This window comes from Pedobacter sp. UC225_65 (assembly GCF_042698365.1).
In the GTDB taxonomy this organism is placed as follows: Bacteria; Bacteroidota; Bacteroidia; order Sphingobacteriales; family Sphingobacteriaceae; genus Pedobacter.
This window is the reverse complement of the sequence record NZ_CP170550.1, coordinates 1,737,680-1,762,204: the sequence shown is the minus strand read 5'-3', so window position 1 is coordinate 1,762,204 and position 24,525 is coordinate 1,737,680. Positions and strand designations below refer to the sequence as shown.

The window sequence follows — 24,525 nt, the reverse complement described above, 5'->3', positions numbered from 1 at the left end:
CTAGTGGCATTCGAACCATATATTGAACCTAAAAAAGCCTTTGTGTTTGGCTTGGATGATGTTTTGTATCCAGAAAAGGATTATCTGTTGCAGGTGTATTACTTGTTTTCAGAATTTATGGCCTATTCATTGCAATTGGATTCGAAAGAAATGATTGCCTTTATGCAGGCCGAATTTGCAGCCGATGGCGCTACAGCTATTTTCGAAAAAACGGCCGCAAAGTTTGATATCCCCGAAAAATATGCAGCTAATTTTGCGCTATTGCATCAAAATGCACGCTTGCCCTTGAAATTATTGTTGTACCAACAGGTATTGTCGTTTCTGCAAGAAGTTGTGCTAGAACGCAAAGAGATCTATCTATTGGTAGATGGAAATCCCTTGCAACAGCTCAACAAGATCAAACAGGTAGAATGGCATGGTTTGGAGCAATATTTAAAACTATATTTTACTGAAGAATTTGAAGTTGAACCTTCAATAAAAAGCCTGCAATTTGTGGTCGATCAGCATCAGTTAAATAAAGAAGAAATGCTGATGGTTGGTGTAACAGCTCAACAAGAGGCAATCGCGTCGGCTGCAGCTATAGATTATTTGTCTGTAACAAAACTATTGTAGAATTTTTTTCGTTAATTCGCATTATCAATCTATTAATTCAAATGAAATTAAAACACGCTACCTTAACACTTATTGTATTGGCTGTTACAGCTTTAACCGCTTGTAAAAAAGGTGGAGGAACACCAACACCTCAACCCCCAACTACAACAAGTAGAGCAGATTTATCAAGAGATTCTATCTTTTTATATGCTAAACAGGTCTATTACTGGAATAATGCGCTGCCAACTTACGAAGCCTTCAATCCAAGAAAATTCACAACTTTAGCAACTGACTTTAAAAATTATGAAAATGAGTTGATTGCGTTGGCAAATTCTGCAATCAATCCTGCAACAGGAATAGGTTATGAATCTGTGAGCAATAATACCGATACCAAATATTCTTACATATTTGATAAAGCGAATAAAAATGCGGTAGCCTATGTTCCGGCAGCTAAAAGTTCTGTAAGTCTTGAAGGAAACGGGAGTGATGTGGGCCTTAGGGTTGGTTTTTATGGAACAACTGCTAATTATGTGATCTATATAACGGCTGTATATAACAATTCGGCAGCTGCAGCGGCAGGATTGGTAAGAGGAGATAGGATCACTAAGGTAAATGGTGTAGCTTATGGAACCGATTATACCTTAGAAAAAGCACTTACAGTAGCAAATGCTGTTGATGGCAATGTGACCATTGAAGGCATAAGGGGTGTTGATGGTAGCAGTTTTCTATTTTCTTTAGTTAAAAACTCATACAAAAGCAGTCCGATTTATAAAAGCAAGATCATTCCTGCTGGTTCAAAAAAGATAGGCTATGTAGCTTACGCAAGGTTCTCTAGTGCCGAAAATTCTAATGCTGAATTGACGAATATATTTAATGATTTTGCTACAAACGGCGTTACCGACCTAGTAGTTGATTTAAGGTATAACGGTGGTGGTTATGTAAATACAGCAGAATACTTAATTAATCTGATTGTGCCTGCAAGCAAAGCTAGTGGTGTCATGTTTACCGAATATTACAATGCTACCATGCAAAGTGGAGCCGCTACGATTTTGGCCAAACAACCTTTGTTGGATGCTAGCGGCAAAATCCGTTATAACAATGGAAAAATGTTGACTTATGCGGATGTTTCTTATTCAGTAGCAGATAACACCACATCTTTTTCTAAAAGGGGGAACCTGAACAATGTACAGAACATCGTGTTCATCGTTTCTGGTAGTACTGCTTCTGCGAGCGAGTTGGTCATCAATTCCTTAAAACCTCACATGAATGTGAAATTGGTGGGTACCAAAACCTATGGCAAGCCTATTGGGTTTTTCCCAATCACCATCGAAAACAAATACGATGTTTATTATTCATTGTTCGAAACCAAAAACTCGTTGAGCCAAGGTGGATATTTTAGTGGAATGATACCTGACTATGAATTAAGTGAAGTGCCAACAGGTACAGTGATGTATGATTTTGGGAATACAAATGATTTTTACCTTAAAACTGCTGTAAATATTTTGCAACCAGGTACTATTACTACCAGCTTGAACAAAACCATGTCTACAAAGACTTTATCTACTGCAGTTAATACCTCGAATGTTCTTAATGAGGACCTAATGAATAAAGAATTTGTGGGGATGATTGATACCAAGCATACCATCAAAAAATAAAATAAGAGGCCGCGATCAGCGGCCTTTTTTATTGGCATCGTTTTGATTTTTACATTTAGATCATAAAATTTACAATCTGTTTTTTGCTGAATACGTAAAAATTAGTTAAGCTTGTTTAACAAATAAGAATAACTATGACTGCCGAATTGATAGAAAAAGAAGAAATAGATGTTAGTAAAATCATACCTGCTGATACCCAACTTTCTGAAGAACTAAAAAACAGATTAATGGCCACCCAACGTTTGGGCAACGAGTTTAAAGCAAAGGCTACGATAACATTTAATACTACAGCGGGTTACAAGCGGGTAACCACAACCGTTTGGTCGGTTACCGAAAAATATATCCAACTCAAAAACAATATCCATATCCCAATCAAGTGTATTGTAGATATTGATTTTTAATCAAAAAAAATCCCAGTTTACCGAGTAAACTGGGATTTTGAGTTTTAAATAGAAACCTACTGCTTCTTTAGCTGCAATGTTTCTCTGAATATGGCTTGTATATCTCTTTGTTTGTCGATATTGACAATGATTTCCTGAATGGCATTTGCAGCATCTACAAAGAACGTTTTGTTGATGTTCTTGAATTCGTCTGTTGCCTTATGGTAGTCTTTGTGGTCTTCAACGCCGAAATAGATAAAAGGGATGTTCTTGGCATTAAAAGCGCCTTGGTCACTTTGGTTGGTCCAATCATCACGACCAAGTTTAGGATCGTCATGTCCAAATAATACTTTGATGTTTGGGTTGGTTGTTGTAAAATATGGTTTTAACATCGGATACTTGAATGTGCCCACTGCGTAAAGCTCACCTTTGTCATTATGGCTGATCATATCCATATTGATGTTCAGTTTAATTTTATCCAATGCAACTGGTGGATTGGCTACAAAAGCTTTTGCTCCTTGTAATCCCATTTCTTCTGCATCAAAAATGGCAAATATCAAGGTGTTGTTTGGTTTGTTCTTCGCAAAATATTTGGCAAACTGTAATAGGCCTGCCACACCCGAAGCATTGTCGTCGGCACCATTGTAAACTTCATCTTTGATCACACCAATGTGGTCGTAATGTGCAAGATCACAATTACATTCTCCGTTTTGCCAGGGATATAGGCAATCAGGTTTTTGCCTTGTATTGCAGCTGCTCCATTTCTGCCTTTGATTTCAAAGCTTTGCTCATAACTGGTTTTGCCTGGATAAGGTTTCAAGCCTATCTCTTTCAATCTTCCTGTTAAATAGGTTCTAGCCATCTCTCCACCTTTTGTGCCTGTTTTACGGCCTTCGTAGGCATCAGAAGAGAGGGTCTCTACGTCTTTGAGTAGTTGTTCGCTTGTTGTTTGTGTAGTGCTAGTCGTTTTTACCGAGCCACAGCTCATCAACAAAGCCAATGGGATCAGAAATATTCTTTTCATTTAGATGTCGTTTACTTTAAAATATAGGTAAAGATATAGTTTTATAGAATAAGCGTGTAAATTTTGTAAAAACTTAGCAAACAATCTTGATGTTATTATTTTTAGGCTTAATTTGGAGTATTATTAATTCGTACTGACTAGAACGGACTTTTGATGTTCGATTGGAGCATTGCTGTTGGTGTGGTTCAGTACCCAATATAGAAAAAATGGAATATAGACGTTTAGGAAAATCGGGTTTACAGGTAAGTGCACTTTCTTTTGGCAGTTGGTTAACTTTTGGAAATCAGATCAGTGATAAAATGGCTGACGAACTGATGGGTATCGCCTATGATGCCGGCGTAAACTTTTTTGATAATGCAGAAGGTTATGCTGAAGGTAAATCAGAAATCGTAATGGGCAAAATCTTGAAGGACCAGAAATGGGAGAGAGAATCTTTTGTGGTGTCGAGCAAGGTATTCTTCGGAACAGAAAATAAAGGCCCAAATAGGGTAGGTTTGTCCCGTAAACATGTAATTGAGGCTTGTAATGCTGCGCTGAAGCGTTTACAGGTAGATTATTTAGGTCTTTATTTTTGCCACAGACCTGATAAAAATACCCCAATTGAAGAAACGGTTTGGGCAATGAATACTTTGTTGCAACAGGGTAAGATATTGTATTGGGGTACTTCAGAGTGGAGTGCGGCAGAGCTGATGGAAGCCATAGCAATTGCCAAACAATATAGCCTGATCGGTCCAACAATGGAACAGCCTCAGTATAATTTGGTTGAGCGTAATAAATTGGAGAATGAATACCTGCACTTGTTTAAAGAACATGGTTTGGGTACCACCATTTGGTCGCCATTGGCATCTGGATTATTATCTGGAAAATACACTACTGGCGATACCAAAAATACCCGTTTGGAATTACAAGGTATGGATTGGTTAAAGGATAAGGTATTGGCAGAAGAAAAGATGAAAAAAGTAACCAAGTTACAAAAATTGGCCGATCAGATGAATTTACCATTGGCCAAGCTCTCTATTGCCTGGTGCCTTAAAAATCCAAATGTAAGTACAGTGATTTTAGGAGCCTCTAAAACTGCACAACTGAAAGAAAACCTGACCGTTTTCGAAGTGGTGCCTTTATTAACGGATAAGGTAATGGCCAAAATTGATGAAATTATGGGCACAAAACCTGAATTGCCACAATTTTAACCAAGATATCATTTTAAAACAAAAAAGCCACTAAACAATACTTAGTGGCTTTTTATAAAATCTAGTAATAAGTTAATCTGACTACGCCAGCTAGTTTTTTAGCCAATCTGATCACTTGACGGGTATAACCATATTCGTTATCGTACCATGCATATAAAACAACAGATTTGCTGTCTTTAGAGATGATGGTAGCAGGCCCATCTACAATTGAAGCGTGGCTATTGCCAATCAGGTCGGTACTTACCAGTTCATTAGAGATAGAATACTCCAATTGCTCAGATAAGTCTCCAAATAACGAGGCTTGTTTTAAAACAGCCTGAACATCTTCTTTTGTAGTAATTTGATCAAGGGATAGGTTTAAAATGGCCAAGGATACATTTGGTGTAGGTACACGAACTGCGTTCCCTGTCAGTTTTCCTGCCAGATGTGGAATTACCTTTGCCACCGCCTTATCGGCTCCGGTTTCTGTAATTACCAGATTCAGGGCAGCAGAACGGCCTCTTCTATATTTTTTATGGTAATTGTCTAAGAGATTTTGGTCATTGGTGTAAGAATGCACCGTTTCAATATGTCCCTTGTCTATACCAAATGCAGAATCGATCACTTTTAAAACCGGAACAATTGCATTGGTGGTACAGGACGCGTTAGAGAAAATAGTTTCAGTTTGGTAATCAAAATCAGCATCATTAATGCCCGTTACGATATTTGGAATATCACCTTTGGCAGGTGCTGTTAATAAGACTTTACTGACCCCTTTTGCATTTAAATGTCTTGATAAGCCCTCACGATCACGATATACGCCTGTATTGTCGATCAACAAAGCATCTTCAATGCCATAACTGGTATAGTCTGCATCTTCTGGATTTTTGGCAACAATGAAATAGATCGTCTGTCCATTGATCACCAAGGCCTTGTTTTCGAAGTCTTCTATAATGGTGCCGTTAAAAGGCCCATGGATCGAGTCTGTGCGCAAAAGTTCGGCACGTTTGGTCAATTCATCATCACTATAAGAGCGGGTTACAATAGCTCTTAAACGCAATTGTTCTCCTTTTCCGGCTTGTACGATCAATTCGCGAGCAGCAATCCTTCCAATCCTTCCAAAACCAAATAAAACCACATCTTTAGGTTTAAGATTGATTTTGTCTTTTCCAATGTGTTTGCTGAGTTTGCTGATCACAAAATCGTGCATCGAGGCATAGGTATTGCTTTCATCCAACCATTCTGCGGCCAATCGGCCAATATCAATACGAGAAGGGGCAATGTTAGATTTTGCAATGGTAGCTGCAAGCTCTAGCGTTTCGTAAATAGAAATGTCTTTTTCACTTACTTCTTTGGCATATTGGTGGTAAGCTAATATTTCGCTACTGCCAACATCGAATAGGGGTTTACGAAAAAGGACCAATTCGATAGAGCGATCGAACCATAATTGTCCAACTACACTGATGAGCTCAAGTGCTTTCTTTTCCTTTTCAATCCAGTTTTGAAACTCTGATTGATATTTGTTCAACATACAATAAATTAATTTGGTTAGAATGGCACAAAAGTAAAAAATCGGGCGAGTACCCAATCTTTTTCTAATTATTATGTGCGATTTTAATCGCTATGTATCTAAAACTTAACCTAAGTAAGATTTTAAGATTTTACTACGTGAAGTATGACGTAAACGTTGCAAAGCTTTGTCCTTGATCTGACGTACACGCTCGCGGGTTAGGTTAAACTTCTCTCCAATTTCTTCTAATGAAAGTGGGTGATTAGTACTTAGACCAAAGAACAATACGATAATTTCACGCTCACGTTCTGTTAAGGTAGATAAAGAACGTTTGATCTCTTCAGAAAGCGATTCGTTAATCAGGTTACTGTCTGTATTTGGCTCGTGGTTTTCAAGAACATCTAACAAAGTGTTTTCTTCACCTTGTACAAATGGTGCATCCATGGATACGTGACGACCAGAGTTACTCAAAGTGTCAGAGATTTTATCAACGGTTGTTTCTAAGATGTCTGCCAATTCTTCAGGAGAAGGCTCACGCTCATATTCCTGCTCTAATTTAGAGAACGCTTTACTGATCTTGCTCAATGAACCCACCTGATTAAGTGGCAAACGTACAATACGGCTTTGCTCGGCAATGGCCTGCAAAATTGACTGACGGATCCACCAAACAGCATATGAAATGAATTTGAAACCTTTGGTCTCATCAAAACGTTTAGCTGCTTTGATCAAACCTAAGTTACCTTCGTTAATTAGATCACCTAAAGTTAAACCTTGATTTTGGTATTGTTTAGCTACCGATACCACGAAACGTAAGTTGGTTTTTGTTAAACGCTCTAACGCGGCTTGGTCGCCTTCGCGGATTTTACGGGCTAAGATTACTTCTTCTTCTGCGGTAATTAAATCTACTTTTCCAATCTCGTGCAAGTATTTGTCTAATGATTGACTTTCGCGGTTGGTGATGGATTGGGTAATTTTGAGTTGTCTCATTTATATGTTTTAGTCCTCTTTATAATTTTGATTCTGCAAAAGTATGAAATTTTGTACAGAAAGAAAGGGTAAATTGCTGAAAATGTTATGCTTTACGCCACATTTTTTAACAAATACTTCACAACAAAAATCATTCCAAATTAAATTTGTCAGTACTTAGTGTAATTAGTTGTTTCAAGGCTATTAATTATTGTAAATCAATAAATATATTTTGATTTGTAATAATTAATGTTTTAGTTTGCAATAGAAATTAATTGTTTGCGTACAGTCAAAAAATTAGAAATCGGATTTTACTTTACTGGATATTTTAACTGTCGAAAGCACATAGGGTATAACAATGTCAATTTGATTAAAATGAATGAAAGAACAGATTTAACGATACTCCAAAAGGTTGTATTGGTGGTATGGTTTATTGCAGTTTTAACGTCCTTTGCTAAGGGTACTTATTCGAGTTTTATCAGGTGGCGAATGATGGTTTTTATTCGCTTGCTTTTAATGATGGACTGAAAAGATTGGTGGTGAGCTGTTTTTATACCTATATCAGTTGGATACTGTTTAAGTTGTTGTATCATCAAAAAGGGAAATTTATCAACTTGTTATCGACTGATGGTATCAAACAGATCTCGAAATTATTATCAACCCTGATCTGTCTATTGTTGACGAAGATCATTTTCAGTGTCATCATCGTGAAATATGTACTGCCAAAGGCTACAGATGCAGTTCTGGCAGAGCGTTTAGGTTATGACTTGGCCACGAAGCTCTTCAGGTTGCAACCCCATAAAGACCTGATCATTGCGATTGCTATTGTGTGGGTATTCTTATTGGTTTTAAGCCATGCCCAAAAATTAAAACAAGAACAAGATTTAACTATTTAAGATGAAGATTAATCAGAAACTAATTCAATTGGCATGTTTACTTATTGTTATATTCATTTTTGTGATAAAGACCTTTACCTTCAATTATCCAAAAGATGATTTTTATAATGGATATTACCAAATAAATCGGTCTAAAATAGATCTGTTAAATGATTCTTTGCAAGAAGCCCGACAAAAACTAAATCAACTTGAAAATAGACGTTATAAATATGTTGATGGGAATGAAGATTTTTCATGGACATCTGGTAGTTCCTTAGGGTATGGGAAACTGAGTGGAAACGAATCAAAAGACAATATGTTTCTAATCACAAAAGCTATTAAACTCGACTTGAGTGAGAATGTTTCGAAACATTATCTACAGTATTATACCGAAAAAGGACAAGGCTACTTGTCAAGATTGAAATTTATAAAGCGAAAAGAAGCAGATAGTGTAGTTTATGTAGACCAAAAAGTAGGATTTAAGTATTTCTCAAAGCAAGGTATGATTGCGATACAGCTCAATTCAACAATTGCTAAACTTACTGTTCCTTGTGTAAGTTTTATTTTAATTGGTTTTGATATATTCTTGCTCCTATTTGTAATTTATGTGTTCCTATCTTTTTTGTCGGCAATCTCGAAAAATGAAATATTTGATTTGAAAAATGTAAATAGATTAAAGAGGATTTCATACGCCCTTTTTATTTTAGCATTTTTCCCATTATTAATAGAAGGCATTACTTATTTAATATTTGTATTGAACTATGGTAATGCTGGAATACTTTTTAACTATTCATTTTGGGAACGCGGTTGTTATTGGTTGGTTGGTTCGGCAATTATCTATCTGATCTATATTGCCTTTAAGCGGGGCATGGAACTACAACAAGAAAGAGATTTAACGATTTAATTTGTAGAAAATACTGAATAAACGTTATTTAACTTTTTTGAGATAACAATTGTTTGATATTTGCATTTTTAGATTGGTATTTATTTAGTTATGCGGAAACAGTTTAGGGAAAAGATAGATTTATTTACAGTATGCCAATCATCGTAAACTTAGATGTAATGTTGGCCAGACGGAAAATGTCCTTGACCGAGCTTAGTGAGCGGGTTGGCATTACCATGTCCAATCTTTCCATCCTCAAAACCGGAAAGGCCAAGGCCATAAGGATAGAGACTTTAGAAATCATCTGTAAAGTATTGGAATGCCAGCCAGGCGACATTTTAGAGTACAGGGATTAATCTTTTAAGATATATGTCAAATGCTCATGAGGCTTTCCAAGTAAAATCTTGTCATCTTCTTTCATAAAACCTAAACGTTCGTATAGTCTCTTGGCATTGGGATTAGCTCGGTCTACCAATAAACCAATTTTTTGATGACCTAGTGTTTTTCCCCCAATCAATTGCTGCTTTGATCAACTGTTGCCCAATTCCTTTGCCCTGATAGCTGGGATTGACACTTAGCGTATCAATGTAAAGCTCGCCAGCACCACTTTCCAGTTCCATTTCAAAATGGCTGGTACGGTAGTTTGTTTTAATATGTTCAAAAAACGGACGACGCAGTTCTTCAATCAGTGCCCCATCGTAAACAGTGATCGATCCCGCAATGCGCTTGTCAACTACATAGACCAAGGTGTTTTCAAAACTATATTGATTTTGTGTCTCCCCACAGAAATATTCAAAAAGTTTTAAGGCATCATCAATGTCTGTAGACCCAACAAAGGCTTTGGCCAGGTCTTCCATTGCCGCTACCATTAGGACCGCAATTGCTTTTGCATCTTCTTTTATCGCTCTTCTGATCATCTTTTATGCTTTCTTAGAAATACATACGTACTCCATAACCCATTTTAAAAATATCGTGAAAAGGAGTGAGCGCTCTATTCTTAAACCAACTGATCATATAGAGGTCGTTGGTATTTGCTTCCGCATATAAGCTTAGGGCCTTAATTTTCGATGTTTTGTTGGTTAATAATTTAATTTCTGAGCCAAAGGCCAAATGTAACCTTAAGGCAGAAGACCAAAAATAATAACCTTTTCTGTATTGAGGCTTTTCGAATTTAAAATCAAAGTTTTGACCCAAGGTATACGAAGGAAAAATGGTCGGGTTGATAGGGTGGATGATAATCTTGTCTTTTATCTTAATGGCAAAAGGTTTGTATTCGAATTTTACTGCAACAATGGTCATTTCACCACCTAGGCTTTCGGGAATGTAGCCTACATGCAGGCTCAAAAAAGTTTTTTCTTTCGGGCCTAGTTGATATCCTGCACCGGCACTGATAAAGCCAATACTGCCCGCATATTGAAGGCTAACTTGGTCCGGTTTTAAACGGCTAAAAAACGAAGATTGTGCGTGTAATTGTGTTGTAGCGAGCAATGCGATGGCCAAGCTACTAAAAATTGATTTCCTCAGCATGGATCTGCCCATTTTTGATGTCTAATATGGTGTAAGCACTGTTAACTATGGCATTGGTCAATCAGAAATGGTATCCCCTTTCCATTTTGGTAATAGGTTTCTAATTTGCCATGTCGATGAGAATGGATAGAAGCAATCAGACCAGGAGTTTGGTTAAAAAGATTTTCGTATGGGTTAACCAGATTTGGATCAAAATCTGCATCAATTGGGGGTACATGAGAGATGGCCACCAAATGAGTAGTTTCAGAATTTAACTTAAAGTTATCTTTAAGCCATGTTAAATTAGGTGTTGTACTGTTAAAATTATATTCCCTGCCATTGGTGTCATGACAAACAAACCGAACTCCAGCATAATTGAAGGTGAAATTTAATGGTCCAAACATCCTTTCGTAAATGGCCCTGCCGTTGGCTACAAGGTCGTGATTGCCGATTACGCTGATAAACGGAACTTTTAGGCCTTCATATATTTTTAAAATGCCTTCAAATTCCAGTAACAATCCAAAATCTGAAATGTCTCCATTTAAAATTACAAAATCGATATCATTTCTAGCATTCACATGATTAACAAATGCAATCGCTTCTTTATAACTTCTTTGAGTGTCGCCAGAAATTACGATTTTAATGGGGGTGCCTATAGTTTTTTTGGGAAGAGCTGCAATTTCTCTTGCATTCACATCTTTTTCGGTATTTCTATTGAATACCTGGTTCGGACTATATTCATCAGAATTACAGCCAAACACAAATAGAAGCAACACACTGTAAAATAAAATTTTCTTCATTCAATTAAAACGCATTTATTCCTAAAAAGTTTATGCGAAACCGAACTTTACAATATTTCAACAAGTTTAAAAGTATCTTTCAATCTAATGCCTTTTTCGGTTTGTTGTACCGTACAGCATTCATTGATTGGGTCGTGTTCTAGATAAAGGATGTATTCATTGGCAGCGGCTTCTTCTAAAAAGTCTTTTTTCTCTTTTAAGGTCTGTAGGGGGAACATATCATAAGCCATTACATAGGGTAGGGGGATATGCCCAACAGAAGGTAACAAATCGGCCATGTAAACAATGGTTTTGTCCTTGTAGCTCAATTGAGGAAGCATCATCGCATCGGTATGTCCATAGGCAAAACGGATATTGATGCCCTGATGAAAAACAACTCCATCTTGAGAGGGAATAAAACGCAATTGCCCACTTTCTTGTATGGGAATGATATTCTCTTTTAAGAATGAAGCTTTTTCTCGTGCATTGGGGTGAATGGCCCAGTCCCAATGTTGTTGGTTGGTCCAGTAGATCGCATTTTTAAATGCTGGACGAAGTTGGTCGCCATTCCTTTCAATAGAACCTCCACAATGGTCAAAATGCAGGTGCGTTAAAAATACATCGGTAATGTCGTCTCGGTTAAAGCCTTTGGCTGCCAAAGATTTGTCTAAAGTGTCATCGCCATGCAAAAAATAATGCCCTAAAAACTTTTCATTCTGTTTGTTGCCAATCCCATTGTCAACCAGTATCAGCCTACCACCATCTTCGATCAACAAACAACGCATGGCCCAGGTACACATGTTGTTTTGGTCTGCTGGATTGCTTTTTTGCCAGATAGATTTGGGAACCACACCAAACATGGCGCCACCATCTAATTTAAATAAGCCGGTATCTATGGTATGTAGTTTCATTGTAGGTTAATAGTTTAAATCGTTTAATTGTTTGTTGCAATTTATCAATTTACATGTAGTTATTTAGCTGTAAACTAAAATTGGTTAACTGTTTTACACAATTAACCAATTTCAATAGTTTAACAATTAAACTTATAGATGGATTACCTCTCCGTATGCATCAGCAGCAGCCTCCATGATGGCTTCGCTCATGGTTGGGTGTGGATGTACAGATTTGATCATTTCGTGGCCAGTAGTCTCTAATTTACGGGCAACTACGATCTCTGCAATCATTTCGGTAACATTTGCACCAATCATGTGTGCGCCTAGCAATTCGCCGTATTTGGCATCAAAGATCAATTTTACAAAACCATCTTTAGCGCCAGCAGCACTTGCCTTACCAGAAGCTGAAAATGGGAATTTACCAATCTTTAATTCATAACCAGCTGCTTTTGCGGCTTTTTCGGTATAACCAACAGAAGCAATTTCTGGAGTACAGTACGTACAGCCTGGAATGTTGTTGTAATCTAAAGGTTCTACATGTAGGCCAGCAATTTTCTCTACACAAAGGATACCCTCTGCAGAAGCAACGTGTGCCAAAGACTGACCACCAACAATATCGCCAATGGCATAATATCCTTTTACTGAAGTGTTGTAGAACTCATCTACCACTACTTTTCCTTTTTCTGTTTTGATGCCAGTTTCTTCTAAACCAATATTTTCGATGTTAGCTACAATACCAGCCGCAGAAAGTACAATGTCGCACTCAATGGTCTGCATACCCGCAGCAGTTTTAACCTGTACCTTGCAACCAGCACCGCTCGTATCAACAGATTCAACACTTGAAGAAGTCATGATGTCGATACCTGTTTTTTTCAAGCTGCGTAACAATTGCTTAGATACATCTTCATCCTCTACCGGAACAATGTTTTCCATAAACTCAACAATGGTAACCTTGGTTCCCATGGTGGCATAAAAATAAGCAAACTCTACACCAATAGCGCCAGAACCTACCACAACCATTGATTTAGGTTGCTCAGGAAGCACCATTGCTTGACGGTAACCGATTATTTTTTTGCCATCTTGTTTCAAGTTAGGCAATTCTCTAGAACGAGCACCAGTAGCGATCACAATATTTTTTGCCGTAAGTTCTTGTTGTGTTCCATCAGCACCTTTAACCTCAACTTTATTGCCCGGTTTTACTTTACCAGTACCCATGATCACATCGATCTTGTTTTTCTTCATCAGAAACTGAACACCTTTGCTCATGCCATCGGCTACACCACGGCTGCGTTTGATCACAGCTGCAAAGTCTGCGGTAGCTTCAGGAGCATTAATTCCATAGTCGGCAGCATGGTTAATATATTCGAATACTTGTGCGCTTTTTAAAAGGGCTTTGGTAGGTATACATCCCCAGTTAAGGCATATACCACCTAAAGATTCGCGTTCAACAATTGCTGTTTTTAAACCCAATTGAGAAGCTCTTATTGCAGTTACATATCCACCTGGACCGCTGCCTATAACAATTAAATCGTAGTTCATATCTTTATTAAAAGGAATACTAATTGAATAATGAGGTCAAAATTAAAAAAAATGTTGGTTAAAATATGCTAAATGATGTTACATCACATGCTTTTGACATTTAATGGTGATTTAACCTTGAAAACGAACCTTAAAACCAATTGCATAATAGTTAACAAGCGATTGATAAACTGAGGATTAAGCACTCCGTTATTGATGTTAAGTGTGGATAAGTTTCGCGATAATTAATAATTATTTAACATTGGAAATAAGATTGTATATTAAATTAATATTTACCTTTGTCGTGATATTTTAACATATCTTAACAAAACAAAAATTTAATTAAAAGAGTATGAAGAAATCTTTACTATTAAAAATTGTAGTAATTGTCTTTGCATTTGTTGGCTTTATTTCTGTTGCTGAGGCGCAGGTAACCACATCTTCTTTGACGGGGACTGTAAAAGACTCAAAAGATGTAATGCCTGGTGCTAGCATCAAAGCTACACACACGCCAACCGGTACGGTATATGGCGTAACAACCAATGAAAATGGTCGCTATACAATTGGAAACATGCGTGTAGGTGGTCCTTATACCATTGAAGTTACCTTTTTAGGTTACAAAACTGAGAAGATCGAAGATGTAATGCTGAAATTAGGTGAGCCATTTGTATTGAATGTTACTTTGGTTGATAATAGTTCTAGTTTAAATGCCATAACGGTTGTTGGAACTGGTTCAAACCCAATCTTAAATTCAAATAAAAGTGGATTATCTACAGTAGTAAACAGACAACAGATCCAAAACCTACCAACCATATCTCGTAGTGTGAACGATATTACCCGTTTAACACCTCAAGCTAATGGTACAAGTATTGGTGGTGGTAACTACCGTTCAAACAACTTTACAGTTGATGGGTCTAACTTTAACAATATGTTTGGTATTGGTGCTAACGTGCCTGCCAATGGTGCGCCAATCTCTATTGATGCGTTAGAGCAGATTTCTGTAAATGTTACTCCTTATGATGTTCGTCAATCTGGTTTTACTGGTGGTGCTGTTAATGCAGTAACACGTTCAGGTAGCAATGCTTTTACTGCTACAGCATTTTATTTGATGCGTGGACAAGACGAACAAGGTACAAAGATTGGTGATTTTAAAATTGATAACGTTCAACGCTTTACTCAAAAACAATATGGACTAAGTATTGGTGGTCCAATCATCAAGAATAAATTGTTCTTTTTTGCAAATGCTGAATTTAGCAAACAAGAGGCACCAGGTCAATCACGTATTGCTTCTACGCCAGAATTGCCTTATGGTGCTGTTGGTGGAGATGCTGTGGCACGCCCTACTGCTGCATTTTTAGATGAGGTTAAATCATATTTGCTTTCTAAGTATAATTATGATCCTGGTGTTTACCAAGGTTATTCTCAATTGTCTAATAACGATAAACTATTGGTTCGTTTGGATTGGAACATTTCTAAAAACCATCGTTTTAACATAAGATACAATCAAGTTGAAAGTAAATCGCCTAGTTTCGTTTCTACCTCAAGAAGTCCAATGTCTAGTTATGCAACTGGGGCAGGTAGAACTGATAAAACAGCGCTTTGGTTTTCAAATTCAAATTATTTCCAAGAAGCAAACTTGTATTCATGGTCTGCTGAGTTGAACTCATCTTTCGGAAGTAAATTCTCTAACGTTTTGAGAGGAAGTTATTCTCATCAAAATGACCCTAGAAGTTCAGAAAGTTCTATTTTTCCATTGGTTGATATCTTAGATGGTTCTGGAGTTCCTCTAACAACCTTTGGATACGAACCATTTACTTATGGTAACTTAAGAGACGTTAAAAATTATTCATCACAGATAATTTTACAATGGCTTTAGGAAAACATAATGTAACCTTAGGTGCTCAATTAGAATTTAACACCACCAAAAATGGTTTCCAACGTTTTGGAACAAGTTATTATACTTTCAACTCATGGAGTGATTTTGTAAATGGTGCTAAACCTCGTGATTTTGGAATTACTTATTCACTATCTCCGGGATATGAGCAAGCATTCCCAACATTTAAATTCAATCAGTTCTCAGCATATCTTCAAGATGAATTTACGGTTTCGGATAAGTTGAAATTAACTTTTGGAGTAAGAGCTGAACAGTTTAATTACCCAAGTGTTCCTGAAATCAAATCACATCCTTTGGTAACGCCTTTAACATTTGCCAATGGAGAGAAGCTAAATACAGGTGTTTTACCTGAATCAAAAATCATTTGGTCACCACGTTTCGGTTTCAATTATGATGTAAAAGGAGATCGTTCTTTACAATTGAGAGGTGGTTCAGGTCTCTTCAGAGGAACTGTGCCATTTGTTTGGGTAGTAGCACAATCTGGTGATGCGGGATTAATACAGTTTACACAAACATATGTTGGACAAGCAAATACGCCTGGACCATTTAATCCAGATCCAAGAGCTTATTTACCTGCAACACCTCCTGCAGCGGGTACAGCTATTCCAAATCCTTTGAGTGTAATCTCTCCAAACTTTAAAGCACCTCAAACTTGGAAAAGTAATTTGGCCGTTGATTTCAAATTGCCTGGTGGCGTTGTTGCAACTGTTGAGGGTATTTATAATAAAGATATCAATGCGGCTATTGCTAGAAATGCAAACTTGGTGGATCCAAAACCTCTAGGCATTACAGGGTACGCAGATAATAGACCTTTTTACCCTTCAGCTAATAGAGATAAATTCATAAACCCACTTACTTCTGCAGGATTACCAGTTGCAAATGGTTCTACAGCTGGATCAGGAGCATTAAATGCTACTGTACTTGATAATGCTAAAGGTGGTTATTATTGGTCAGCAACTGCACAGTTGAGTAAGCAATGGTCTAATGGTTTCTCTGCAATGGTAGCTTATACACATAGTGATGGCCGTAATTATGGAGATGGAGCAGGGATCAATTGATCAATTTATGGTCAATTCCTCAAACATCATCTAATCCGAACAGTCCAACTTTGAGCTATACAGGAAATATTATTCCTGATAGATTTATTGCTTCTTTATCATATAGAAAAGAATATCTTAAAAACTTGGCCACTACGATTAGCGCATTTTATGTAGGGTCTATACAAGATCGTTTCTCTTATACTTATTCAAGTGATTTCAATAGAGATGGTCAAACAAATGATTTGATTTATATTCCAAAAGATAGATCAGAGATTGATTTCGTTGATATTCCTGCAGGACAAAGTGGATATGGAAGAGCCTATACTGCTCAAGAGCAAAAAGATGCATTCTTTAACTACGTAGCACAAGATAAATATCTGAGCTCACACCAAGGTGAATATGCAGAACGTAATGGTGCAAAAATGCCATGGTTACACCGTGTGGATTTGAAGATCGTACAAGAAGTATTTAAAAACATTGGTGGTAAAAAGAATTCATTCCAATTTACTGCTGATATATTAAACTTTACCAATTTATTGAATAAAAATTGGGGTACATTAAAACGTATCAATACTCAAAGTATCTTAGTACCTTGGAATCCTGCACCAGTAAATGGTAACACATCTGGGTCAAGTAATACCAACCATATTGTTGTTGGAGGTACTGCAGCACCTAAATATAGGTTGGCAAGTTTCAATAATGATTTAGTTAGAAGCTCATTTAGTGATAATCAGACTATTTCTTCTACTTATTACATGCAATTTGGTGTACGTTATAACTTTAACTAATATCCAATACCATTAATATTGAAAGCCCCCTAGTTTTTACTAGGGGGCTTTTTTATGCTCATAAATAGGTAGATGGTTAAAACAGATTTTTATTCCCAAAAGGGGTTTGTCCTGAGAATTAACCGTTCTGTCCCGGAATTAGACCTTTCTGTCCTAGAAATTTGATTTGGTCTTGGTTAATGATAAAATTAGTAATAGATAAGGGATTGCCAATTTTGATATTGGTGATTTCGAAAGAAAATTATTTAATTTTTAACCAAACAAATTATTGTTATGAAAGTAAAAAACTATCAAAAGAGGTCATTGATTTCGTTTTTCAGATCGTTGAGCAATTTTTCGCTCATTGTATTCGCTATTTTAATCTTGCTTTTTGCGAGTTGTAGGAAAACAGAAATTATATCACAAGATGATACTAATATTTCGAAGAGTATTGAGGAAAAACTAAAAGCTGCTGGTTTTGACTTATCTCAGGGCTTCAGTAAATATAAAAATGGATATATCGTTGAAAAAGATGTCTTTCTAACAGAAGAACAAATTAATAATCTTGGAAACGAGTCTAAAGTGAAGGTGGCTTCAGAAGTTAAGATTTCTAGGTCAAGAATAGGTGCTGGTTCAAAAGATCCAACAAGCCATTATGTAACAAATAATCTTTTAAGTTTAAGTTCTTCTAGGAGGACGATAAGTATTTACATGAATCCTATTTTTGGTACTTACATGCAAAATTCTTTAGATGCGGCAATAGCAAGGTATAATGATCTTGATTTGAGTCTCATTTTTAGTAGGACAACCAGCTCTACCTCAGCTGATATTGTGATTTCAGATGTGTATATCGATCCTGCTGTTGATCCTAATAATGCCTATTTAATGCTAGCTGGATTTCCTTCAGGAGGTAATCCTTATCATCAAATTTTTATCAATACCTATTATTATAATTCTTCGTATAATATGCCAGACGCAATTAGTACGATAGCACATGAAATTGGTCACACAATTGGTTTTAGACATACAGATTATATGAACAGGGCATTTAGCTGTGGAGCCGTTAAGCCGGGTAATGATGAAGGTAGTGCAGGTGGTGCAGGTGCTAATCACATACCTGGTACACCTTCAGTTCCGATAAGTAATTCTTGGATGCTTGCTTGTATTGATTATACAGATCGCCCATTTACGGGCTCTGATATTATAGCATTGAAACAAATGTATTCTTATAACCGAGGGATTTATGTAAAGCAGATTTGGATCTTATTTATGATAATTCTTATTACACGACATATAATGATTATGATAAAAGATCTTATGATGGCCGAGTTGAATTTTATCAAGATGCGGCTGGCACCATACCCTATACAACAGCTGGCTCACTTGTTTTAAAGTTGACTTCATATTGGGCTGGAAGCAGTTTTTATGATTACTGGTTAGTGCCAAATGGCGTGACATCTTTGTATATAGGTAATTATACGGTTGATAGAGAGTGGGAATTTGGAACATTAACCTTAGATAATACCTCTGGATATCAAGTAAATCTAAATACTGAGTATTATTGGACTACATATCCTTAAATAACTAATTTAATTATTATCCAAAAGTCATCTTATCAATTGATAAATGACTTTTGGATAATTTTTTAGTGTACTTGTGCAAAGTAAAGAAAGAGTTCTCTCTAACACATAAAATACATTCCGAAACAGATTTTATTCCTTATCTTCAATATACCGAAAACTCATTGTTGAATTTTAATTAAAGATAACATCCGATGGACCAAAAGATCATTAACCTGTACGACTCTTATACCCATAGTAAACTGAGCAGAAAAGACTTTATGAAAAAACTGGCCATCTTAACAGGTGGTACAGCCATGGCTTTAACCATATTACCTTTGTTAGAAAACAATTATGTAGCAGCAGCGACCATCAACGACGATAACCTTTCTATAGAAAACATTACCTATGCGGGTGTAGAAGGAGAGATGAAGGGGGTATTGGTTAAACCGAAAGGTAAAAAGAAACTAGGTACTGTAGTGGTGATCCACGAAAATAGAGGACTAAATCCACATATTATCGAAGTAACCAAAAGAGTGGCTGCCGAAGGATTTTTAGCACTAGGTATCGATGCATTATCGCCATTAGGAGGTACACCAACAGATGAAGACAAAGGAAGAGAACTGATTGGTAAATTGGATCCAGAGAAGAACCTCCAGAACTACTTAAAAGGATTGGAATATTTACGCAACCATAAAGATGGCAATGGAAAAACTGCCTGTGTAGGTTTTTGTTGGGGTGGTGGTATGGCCAATAAGCTGGCTGTAAACGACCCTAAGTTGAATGCCGCTGTAGCTTATTATGGTGCACAGGTTAAGGCAGAAGACGTATCTAAAATCAAGGCTAGTGTGATGTTGCATTACGGTGGTTTAGATGAGCGGATCAATGCTGGTATTCCAGCTTATGAGGCTGCTTTAAAACAAAATAAGGTCGATTATCAGCTTTTCATCTATGAGGGCGTAAACCATGCTTTTAATAATGATACCTCACCAACAAGATACAATGAAGCAGCAGCTAAACTAGCATGGCAAAGAACCATCGACTTGTTTAAAGCGAAGATTGGCTAATTATTAATCAAATTTTAAATAGAAGATGAAACTAAAAAATAATTATTTGAGATATTTAGGTGTGTTTCTCCTATCTCTTCTTTTAAGTTCCTTTTTGGGATGTAAAAAAGAAAAATTGGTAATCAATATGGATAAGGAATTTCTTCAGATTGATCCGAAACCTACTACGAGTATGTATGGAGGGATGTGGGTGTTGCGCGTAAAGTCCGACGGTACTGCAAACATTGTTCCAGGAGGAGACATCTCGTTTAAGGCTACTTATCAAATCAAGTCTTCCACTATGAAGGTGGTAACAGATTATAAAACTTTTGAATTTAGTGTTTTATCTCGAACTAAAATCAAAGAGAAAGAATATGGAACTATATTAAGTACTGAGCAGGATGTTAAAGTAGACGATTGATCAGTACAATTGACTACTAAATCCAGCTTAATTTTTGATTAATTGCCTTATTGGTAAACAAAAGTCCCAAACTCGCTACTTAAAGTAACCTGTTTTTGACTTCCTCTTTCTACACGGCCAATTACCTGTGCATCTATATTAAAACTTTTAGAGATGGCAATGATACTTTCGGCAATGGCAGCAGGCACATAAAGCTCCATTCTGTGGCCCATGTTAAATACTTTGTACATTTCCTTCCACTCGGTACGAGATTGTTCTTGGATCAGCTTAAATAGTGGTGGAATAGGGAACAGGTTGTCTTTGATCACGTGTACATCATCGTTGATAAAGTGCAGTACCTTGGTTTGTGCGCCACCACTGCAATGTACCAAACCATGGATATCTTTTCTATGTAAATCTAATACCTTTTTGATAACAGGAGCATAGGTGCGGGTAGGAGAAAGCACTAACTTGCCAGCTGTGATACTGGCCTGCTCATCAAGCTGAACAGGGTCTGTTAGTTTTTTACCGCCAGAAAATACCAGATCAAAAGGTACGGCAGGGTCAAAACTTTCAGGGTAGTTGTTGGCGATGGATTTTTCAAACACGTCATGACGGGCAGAAGTTAGGCCATTAGAGCCCATGCCGCCATTGTATTCGGTTTCGTAGGTTGCTTGACCATAAGAAGCCAGTCCAACAATCAGATCTCCCTCTTGGATGGTATGGTTGCTGATTACCTCTTCGCGTTTTAAGCGACAGGTAACTGTAGAATCGACAATGATCGTTCTTACCAGATCGCCTACATCTGCAGTTTCGCCGCCTGTAGAATAGATTGAGATGCCCAATGCCCTTAGGTCGGCCAAGATTTCTTCCGTACCATTGATAATGGCCGCAATCACTTCGCCAGGAATCAGGTTTTTGTTGCGACCAATGGTAGACGATAACAAGATGTTTTCAGTAGCACCTACACAGATCAGATCGTCCAGATTCATGATGATCGCATCCTGAGCAATACCTTTCCAAACAGAAATATCACCAGTCTCTTTCCAATAGGTATAGGCCAAAGAAGATTTGGTGCCAGCCCCATCAGCATGCATAATGTTGCAATAAGCTTCATCATTGCCTAAAATATCTGGAATGATCTTACAAAATGCTTGTGGAAAAATGCCTTTGTCAATATTTTTGATCGCGGCATGTACATCTTCCTTTGATGCAGAAACGCCACGCTGGTTATACCTGTTATCGCTCATATGCTTGCAAAGATAAGTATTCAAGGTTAAAAGGTGGAAGGTAAAAGGTAAAAGGTTTTCGTATTTAACATGATTTTTTTTGAAAAGCAAAAACAGTGGCTTCGATCAATGACACTCGGGCTGTACATTGCAAGTCCTCGGCTCTTGCCTCGCCTGTGGGCTTTCCATTTCCATCCCGTTTATAGAGACAGGTTTGGTTAAGGGAATTGGTTCGTGGGATACAAACTAATGACGTGTTTATAGAATGTCCTTCGACAGGCTCAGGATGACAATTTGTTAAAGTTGGTTAGGAAGCTTTCTTGTAAATTATTGGTTAGTGCGCTCACGAACCAATAAACAAAAAAAGGCATCCCGATTGATCGGGACACCTTTTAACCTTAAGATAAAAAAAGTCTATTTTAAAAATAGTAATTCTCTGAATTTTGGCAAAGGCCAAACACTGTCGTCAACAATCTGCTCCAGTTTATCAGTATGGTAACGGATGGTGTCAAAGTAAACCTTAACCTTTTCGTCATAACCAATCGCTTTGTCGCGGGTATCTTCAATAGTGTTGGTTTTTTTGCGTTGCTCTAACATCGCATCTATGTTGGTTTTGATAATGCCAATGTGCTCAGAAAGTGCGTTGATCATCGCCAATGGCGTAGCAATCGCTTCTTTGCTTAAACCCAATTCTTTTAGGCCTTTGGCATTCTCTATCAAAGTATTTTGATAATGGATAGCTGCTGGTAAAATCTGGCTATTGGTAACTTCGCCCATTACACGTGCCTCGATCTGTAGTTTTTTATAGAAACTTTCTAATAAGATCTCATGACGGGCATGTAGCTCACGTTTGCTAAAGATGTTTGTTTTGGTAAACAACTCTGTAGTTTTATCACTTACGTAAGCATCTAAAGCTTTAGGCGTAGTTTTGATGTTAGATAAGCCACGTTTAGCAGCTTCATCAGCCCACTCTTGACTATAACCATTACCTTCAAAACGGATGTCTTTAGATTCTTTGATGTATTTTTTGATCACAGTTAATAAAGCCACATCTTTTTTGTCGCCTTTTTTGATCAATTTGTCTACTTCTACCTTAAATTTAGTCAACTGATCAGCAACAATAGCATTCAGAACAGTCATTGGTGCAGAAGAGTTGGCAGAAGAACCTACAGCTCTTAACTCGAACTTGTTTCCTGTAAAAGCAAAAGGCGAAGTACGGTTACGGTCGGTATTGTCTAACAAGATTTGAGGAATCTTAGGGATACCCAACCAAAGCCCATTGTCTTCTTTGATTTTTTTGCTGATGCGAGAGTGCTCGATCTCGTCTAAGATTTCGTCCAACTGTTGACCCAAGAAGATAGAGATGATCGCGGGTGGCGCTTCGTTTGCACCTAAACGGTGGTCGTTGCTTACCGAAGTAATACTTGCTCTTAATAGATCAGCATGCTCATGTACCGCTTTGATCGTATTTACAAAGAAGGTCAAGAACATCAGGTTGTTTTTTGGCGTTTTACCAGGCGCCAACAAGTTTTTGCCAGTATCGGTAATTAACGACCAGTTGTTGTGTTTTCCAGTACCCATTGATGCCGGCGTATGGTTTTTCGTGTAATAAAACTTTGAAATTATGTCTACGGGCAACTTTTTCCATCAGTACCATCAACAATTGGTTGTGGTCGATGGCCAAGTTGATCTCTTCGTAGATCGGTGCACATTCAAATTGAGAAGGTGCAACCTCGTTGTGGCGGGTTTTTAATGGGATACCCAATTTAAGCGCTTCGTTTTCGAAATCTACCATGTACGCATAAACACGCTCAGGAATAGAACCGAAATAGTGGTCTTCTAATTGTTGTCCTTTTGCAGACATGTGACCAAATAAGGCACGGCCTGTTAAAACCAAGTCTGGACGTGCATTGAACAAGGCAAGATCTACCAAGAAATATTCTTGTTCGATACCCAAAGATGCAGTAACTCTGGTGATACCTTTATCAAAATATTGACAAACATCAACAGCTGCTTTATCCATAGCAGCCAATGCTTTTAGAAGTGGTGCTTTGTAGTCTAAAGCCTCACCAGTATAAGAAACAAATACAGTTGGGATACAAAGTGTTTTACCAGCTTTGCTTTCCATGATAAATGCTGGAGAAGAAGGATCCCAAGCGGTATAACCACGTGCCTCAAAAGTATTACGGATACCACCGTTAGGGAAACTTGAAGCATCTGGTTCTTGTTGAACTAATGCGCTACCAGCAAATTTTTCGATAGGACCATCGCTGCTAGGTTCAAAAAACGAATCATGTTTTTCGGCAGTAGAACCAGTTAAAGGTTGAAACCAATGTGTATAATGCGTAGCACCTTTAGCCATTGCCCATGTTTTCATGGCAGAAGCAATCTGATTAGCGTCTTCCTGATTAATTAATTCTCCTTGATCAATGGTAGAAATTAGTTTTTCATAAACTTCTTTAGATAAGAAATCTCTCATTTTTTTCTTATCAAAAACATTTGATCCGAAAAATTCAGAAATTTTAGATGAAGGGGCCTTAACTTCAGGTGAAATTCTGTTTTGAGCCTCGTTTAGCGCAATTGTTCTTAGACTTTTCATTGATTTGTTTAAATTTTATCCAAAAATATAATTTTTAATCTGCTTTTTCAATCAATTTTTATCAAAACTTATAAAATTTCCTATGTTTTTTATTAAAACTTGATTTTTTATGTTGAAAACTAAGAGTAAAGTAGGAAAATTAAGCGCAGTGTGAATTTGATTTGGATATTTTATCATTACTTATATCAGCTTGGCTCGAACTTTATAGTGTCTAGTTAGCGCTAGCTTTAGGTGTTTTGGCT

The 24,525-nt window shown here is 37.2% G+C and carries 23 protein-coding genes and 1 pseudogene; 13 read left to right on the top strand and 11 right to left on the bottom strand.

Annotated elements, in window-relative coordinates:
- Nucleotides 1–3 precede the first annotated feature (3 nt).
- The 3 genes from ACFJIZ_RS09235 (at nt 4) to ACFJIZ_RS09225 (ending at nt 2,647) form a co-directional block, all read left to right on the top strand.
- Nucleotides 4–612, top strand: a complete 609-nt coding sequence (locus ACFJIZ_RS09235; protein WP_379092671.1) for an HAD hydrolase-like protein — start codon at nt 4–6, stop codon at nt 610–612.
- A 41-nt stretch (nt 613–653) separates the two neighbouring features.
- Entirely contained in the window at nt 654–2,246 is a 1,593-nt protein-coding gene (locus ACFJIZ_RS09230) for a S41 family peptidase (protein WP_379092668.1), read from the top strand.
- A 134-nt stretch (nt 2,247–2,380) separates the two neighbouring features.
- Entirely contained in the window at nt 2,381–2,647 is a 267-nt protein-coding gene (locus ACFJIZ_RS09225) for a hypothetical protein (protein ID WP_379092665.1), read from the top strand.
- 56 nt (nt 2,648–2,703) lie between these two features.
- Here the strand turns inward: ACFJIZ_RS09225 and ACFJIZ_RS09220 are convergent, their stop codons facing one another.
- Both ACFJIZ_RS09220 and ACFJIZ_RS09215 read right to left on the bottom strand, forming a co-directional pair.
- Nucleotides 2,704–3,291 carry a M20/M25/M40 family metallo-hydrolase gene (locus ACFJIZ_RS09220; protein WP_379092662.1) on the bottom strand — a complete coding sequence of 196 codons (588 nt, stop codon included), beginning with the start codon at nt 3,289–3,291 and terminating at the stop codon, nt 2,704–2,706.
- Nucleotides 3,288–3,650, bottom strand: coding sequence for a hypothetical protein (locus tag ACFJIZ_RS09215; RefSeq protein ID WP_379092659.1), 363 nt, complete (start codon nt 3,648–3,650; stop codon nt 3,288–3,290). The genes ACFJIZ_RS09220 and ACFJIZ_RS09215 overlap by 4 nt, the downstream gene beginning before the upstream one ends.
- A 206-nt stretch (nt 3,651–3,856) precedes the next feature.
- Between ACFJIZ_RS09215 and ACFJIZ_RS09210 the strand changes: the two genes are divergently transcribed.
- The gene (locus tag ACFJIZ_RS09210) at nt 3,857–4,840 is read left to right on the top strand and encodes a potassium channel beta subunit family protein (RefSeq protein ID WP_379092656.1); all 984 of its coding nucleotides are present in this window, start codon (nt 3,857–3,859) and stop codon (nt 4,838–4,840) included.
- A gap of 61 nt (nt 4,841–4,901) precedes the next feature.
- Here ACFJIZ_RS09210 and ACFJIZ_RS09205 read toward each other — a convergent pair whose 3' ends face one another.
- The gene (locus tag ACFJIZ_RS09205) at nt 4,902–6,350 is read right to left on the bottom strand and encodes a glyceraldehyde-3-phosphate dehydrogenase (protein ID WP_379092653.1); all 1,449 of its coding nucleotides are present in this window, start codon (nt 6,348–6,350) and stop codon (nt 4,902–4,904) included.
- Between the two features lie 105 nt (nt 6,351–6,455).
- Nucleotides 6,456–7,316 carry an RNA polymerase sigma factor RpoD/SigA gene (locus ACFJIZ_RS09200; protein ID WP_055130013.1) on the bottom strand — a complete coding sequence of 287 codons (861 nt, stop codon included), beginning with the start codon at nt 7,314–7,316 and terminating at the stop codon, nt 6,456–6,458.
- A gap of 461 nt (nt 7,317–7,777) precedes the next feature.
- Between ACFJIZ_RS09200 and ACFJIZ_RS09195 the strand changes: the two genes are divergently transcribed.
- From ACFJIZ_RS09195 to ACFJIZ_RS09185, 3 genes are all read left to right on the top strand, one after another.
- On the top strand, nt 7,778–8,191 hold the full coding sequence (locus ACFJIZ_RS09195; protein ID WP_379092650.1) for a hypothetical protein: 414 nt from the start codon (nt 7,778–7,780) through the stop codon (nt 8,189–8,191).
- Nucleotide 8,192: 1 nt separating this feature from the next.
- On the top strand, nt 8,193–9,074 hold the full coding sequence (locus ACFJIZ_RS09190) for a DUF2975 domain-containing protein (protein ID WP_379092647.1): 882 nt from the start codon (nt 8,193–8,195) through the stop codon (nt 9,072–9,074).
- Nucleotides 9,075–9,205: 131 nt separating this feature from the next.
- The gene (locus ACFJIZ_RS09185) at nt 9,206–9,409 is read left to right on the top strand and encodes a helix-turn-helix domain-containing protein (protein ID WP_379092644.1); all 204 of its coding nucleotides are present in this window, start codon (nt 9,206–9,208) and stop codon (nt 9,407–9,409) included.
- Nucleotides 9,410–9,511: 102 nt separating this feature from the next.
- On the opposite strand, the gene ACFJIZ_RS09180 is transcribed toward ACFJIZ_RS09185, so the two are convergent.
- The 5 genes from ACFJIZ_RS09180 to lpdA form a co-directional block, all read right to left on the bottom strand.
- Nucleotides 9,512–9,970, bottom strand: a complete 459-nt coding sequence (locus ACFJIZ_RS09180) for a GNAT family N-acetyltransferase (RefSeq protein WP_379092641.1) — start codon at nt 9,968–9,970, stop codon at nt 9,512–9,514.
- A gap of 13 nt (nt 9,971–9,983) precedes the next feature.
- A complete protein-coding gene (locus ACFJIZ_RS09175; protein ID WP_379092638.1) occupies nt 9,984–10,580 on the bottom strand; it encodes a hypothetical protein in 597 nt (198 codons plus the stop codon).
- Between the two features lie 41 nt (nt 10,581–10,621).
- A complete protein-coding gene (locus tag ACFJIZ_RS09170) occupies nt 10,622–11,359 on the bottom strand; it encodes a metallophosphoesterase family protein (protein ID WP_379092635.1) in 738 nt (245 codons plus the stop codon).
- Between the two features lie 47 nt (nt 11,360–11,406).
- On the bottom strand, nt 11,407–12,249 hold the full coding sequence (locus tag ACFJIZ_RS09165; protein WP_379092632.1) for an MBL fold metallo-hydrolase: 843 nt from the start codon (nt 12,247–12,249) through the stop codon (nt 11,407–11,409).
- 132 nt (nt 12,250–12,381) lie between these two features.
- Entirely contained in the window at nt 12,382–13,770 is a 1,389-nt protein-coding gene (gene lpdA / locus ACFJIZ_RS09160; RefSeq protein ID WP_379092629.1) for a dihydrolipoyl dehydrogenase, read from the bottom strand.
- 331 nt (nt 13,771–14,101) lie between these two features.
- Between lpdA and ACFJIZ_RS09155 the strand changes: the two genes are divergently transcribed.
- From ACFJIZ_RS09155 to ACFJIZ_RS09130, 6 genes are all read left to right on the top strand, one after another.
- Entirely contained in the window at nt 14,102–15,625 is a 1,524-nt protein-coding gene (locus ACFJIZ_RS09155) for a carboxypeptidase regulatory-like domain-containing protein (RefSeq protein WP_379092626.1), read from the top strand.
- Nucleotides 15,616–16,701, top strand: coding sequence for a hypothetical protein (locus ACFJIZ_RS09150; RefSeq protein ID WP_379092623.1), 1,086 nt, complete (start codon nt 15,616–15,618; stop codon nt 16,699–16,701). The genes ACFJIZ_RS09155 and ACFJIZ_RS09150 overlap by 10 nt, the downstream gene beginning before the upstream one ends.
- 50 nt (nt 16,702–16,751) lie before the next feature.
- Entirely contained in the window at nt 16,752–17,471 is a 720-nt protein-coding gene (locus ACFJIZ_RS09145) for a hypothetical protein (RefSeq protein WP_379092620.1), read from the top strand.
- A gap of 273 nt (nt 17,472–17,744) precedes the next feature.
- The gene (locus ACFJIZ_RS09140; RefSeq protein ID WP_379092617.1) at nt 17,745–18,842 is read left to right on the top strand and encodes a M57 family metalloprotease; all 1,098 of its coding nucleotides are present in this window, start codon (nt 17,745–17,747) and stop codon (nt 18,840–18,842) included.
- A 382-nt stretch (nt 18,843–19,224) separates the two neighbouring features.
- Nucleotides 19,225–20,076 (top strand): dienelactone hydrolase family protein, encoded by an 852-nt coding sequence (locus tag ACFJIZ_RS09135; RefSeq protein WP_379092614.1) that lies wholly within the window; start codon nt 19,225–19,227, stop codon nt 20,074–20,076.
- Between the two features lie 94 nt (nt 20,077–20,170).
- Complete coding sequence (locus ACFJIZ_RS09130) at nt 20,171–20,476, top strand: hypothetical protein (RefSeq protein ID WP_379092611.1); 306 nt, start codon at nt 20,171–20,173, stop codon at nt 20,474–20,476.
- A 47-nt stretch (nt 20,477–20,523) separates the two neighbouring features.
- Here ACFJIZ_RS09130 and ACFJIZ_RS09125 read toward each other — a convergent pair whose 3' ends face one another.
- Together ACFJIZ_RS09125 and ACFJIZ_RS09120 are read right to left on the bottom strand one after the other, a co-directional pair.
- The gene (locus ACFJIZ_RS09125) at nt 20,524–21,705 is read right to left on the bottom strand and encodes an AIR synthase related protein (RefSeq protein ID WP_379092608.1); all 1,182 of its coding nucleotides are present in this window, start codon (nt 21,703–21,705) and stop codon (nt 20,524–20,526) included.
- A 393-nt stretch (nt 21,706–22,098) separates the two neighbouring features.
- A pseudogene (locus ACFJIZ_RS09120) lies at nt 22,099–24,283 on the bottom strand (glutamine synthetase III).
- Nucleotides 24,284–24,525 lie beyond the last annotated feature (242 nt).

What these genes read in the sequence shown, in the direction of transcription:
- ACFJIZ_RS09180 (WP_379092641.1), bottom strand. Translation starts at nt 9,970, where the DNA reads ATGATCAGAAGAGCGATAAAAGAAGATGCAAAAGCAATTGCGGTCCTA.
- ACFJIZ_RS09230 (WP_379092668.1), top strand. Translation starts at nt 654, where the DNA reads ATGAAATTAAAACACGCTACCTTAACACTTATTGTATTGGCTGTTACA.
- ACFJIZ_RS09165 (WP_379092632.1), bottom strand. Translation starts at nt 12,249, where the DNA reads ATGAAACTACATACCATAGATACCGGCTTATTTAAATTAGATGGTGGC.
- ACFJIZ_RS09150 (WP_379092623.1), top strand. Translation starts at nt 15,616, where the DNA reads ATGGCTTTAGGAAAACATAATGTAACCTTAGGTGCTCAATTAGAATTT.
- ACFJIZ_RS09210 (WP_379092656.1), top strand. Translation starts at nt 3,857, where the DNA reads ATGGAATATAGACGTTTAGGAAAATCGGGTTTACAGGTAAGTGCACTT.
- ACFJIZ_RS09155 (WP_379092626.1), top strand. Translation starts at nt 14,102, where the DNA reads ATGAAGAAATCTTTACTATTAAAAATTGTAGTAATTGTCTTTGCATTT.
- ACFJIZ_RS09190 (WP_379092647.1), top strand. Translation starts at nt 8,193, where the DNA reads ATGAAGATTAATCAGAAACTAATTCAATTGGCATGTTTACTTATTGTT.
- ACFJIZ_RS09205 (WP_379092653.1), bottom strand. Translation starts at nt 6,350, where the DNA reads ATGTTGAACAAATATCAATCAGAGTTTCAAAACTGGATTGAAAAGGAA.
- ACFJIZ_RS09175 (WP_379092638.1), bottom strand. Translation starts at nt 10,580, where the DNA reads ATGCTGAGGAAATCAATTTTTAGTAGCTTGGCCATCGCATTGCTCGCT.
- ACFJIZ_RS09215 (WP_379092659.1), bottom strand. Translation starts at nt 3,650, where the DNA reads ATGAAAAGAATATTTCTGATCCCATTGGCTTTGTTGATGAGCTGTGGC.
- ACFJIZ_RS09135 (WP_379092614.1), top strand. Translation starts at nt 19,225, where the DNA reads ATGGACCAAAAGATCATTAACCTGTACGACTCTTATACCCATAGTAAA.
- ACFJIZ_RS09200 (WP_055130013.1), bottom strand. Translation starts at nt 7,316, where the DNA reads ATGAGACAACTCAAAATTACCCAATCCATCACCAACCGCGAAAGTCAA.
- ACFJIZ_RS09225 (WP_379092665.1), top strand. Translation starts at nt 2,381, where the DNA reads ATGACTGCCGAATTGATAGAAAAAGAAGAAATAGATGTTAGTAAAATC.
- lpdA (WP_379092629.1), bottom strand. Translation starts at nt 13,770, where the DNA reads ATGAACTACGATTTAATTGTTATAGGCAGCGGTCCAGGTGGATATGTA.
- ACFJIZ_RS09170 (WP_379092635.1), bottom strand. Translation starts at nt 11,359, where the DNA reads ATGAAGAAAATTTTATTTTACAGTGTGTTGCTTCTATTTGTGTTTGGC.
- ACFJIZ_RS09185 (WP_379092644.1), top strand. Translation starts at nt 9,206, where the DNA reads ATGCCAATCATCGTAAACTTAGATGTAATGTTGGCCAGACGGAAAATG.
- ACFJIZ_RS09140 (WP_379092617.1), top strand. Translation starts at nt 17,745, where the DNA reads ATGAAAGTAAAAAACTATCAAAAGAGGTCATTGATTTCGTTTTTCAGA.
- ACFJIZ_RS09125 (WP_379092608.1), bottom strand. Translation starts at nt 21,705, where the DNA reads ATGAGCGATAACAGGTATAACCAGCGTGGCGTTTCTGCATCAAAGGAA.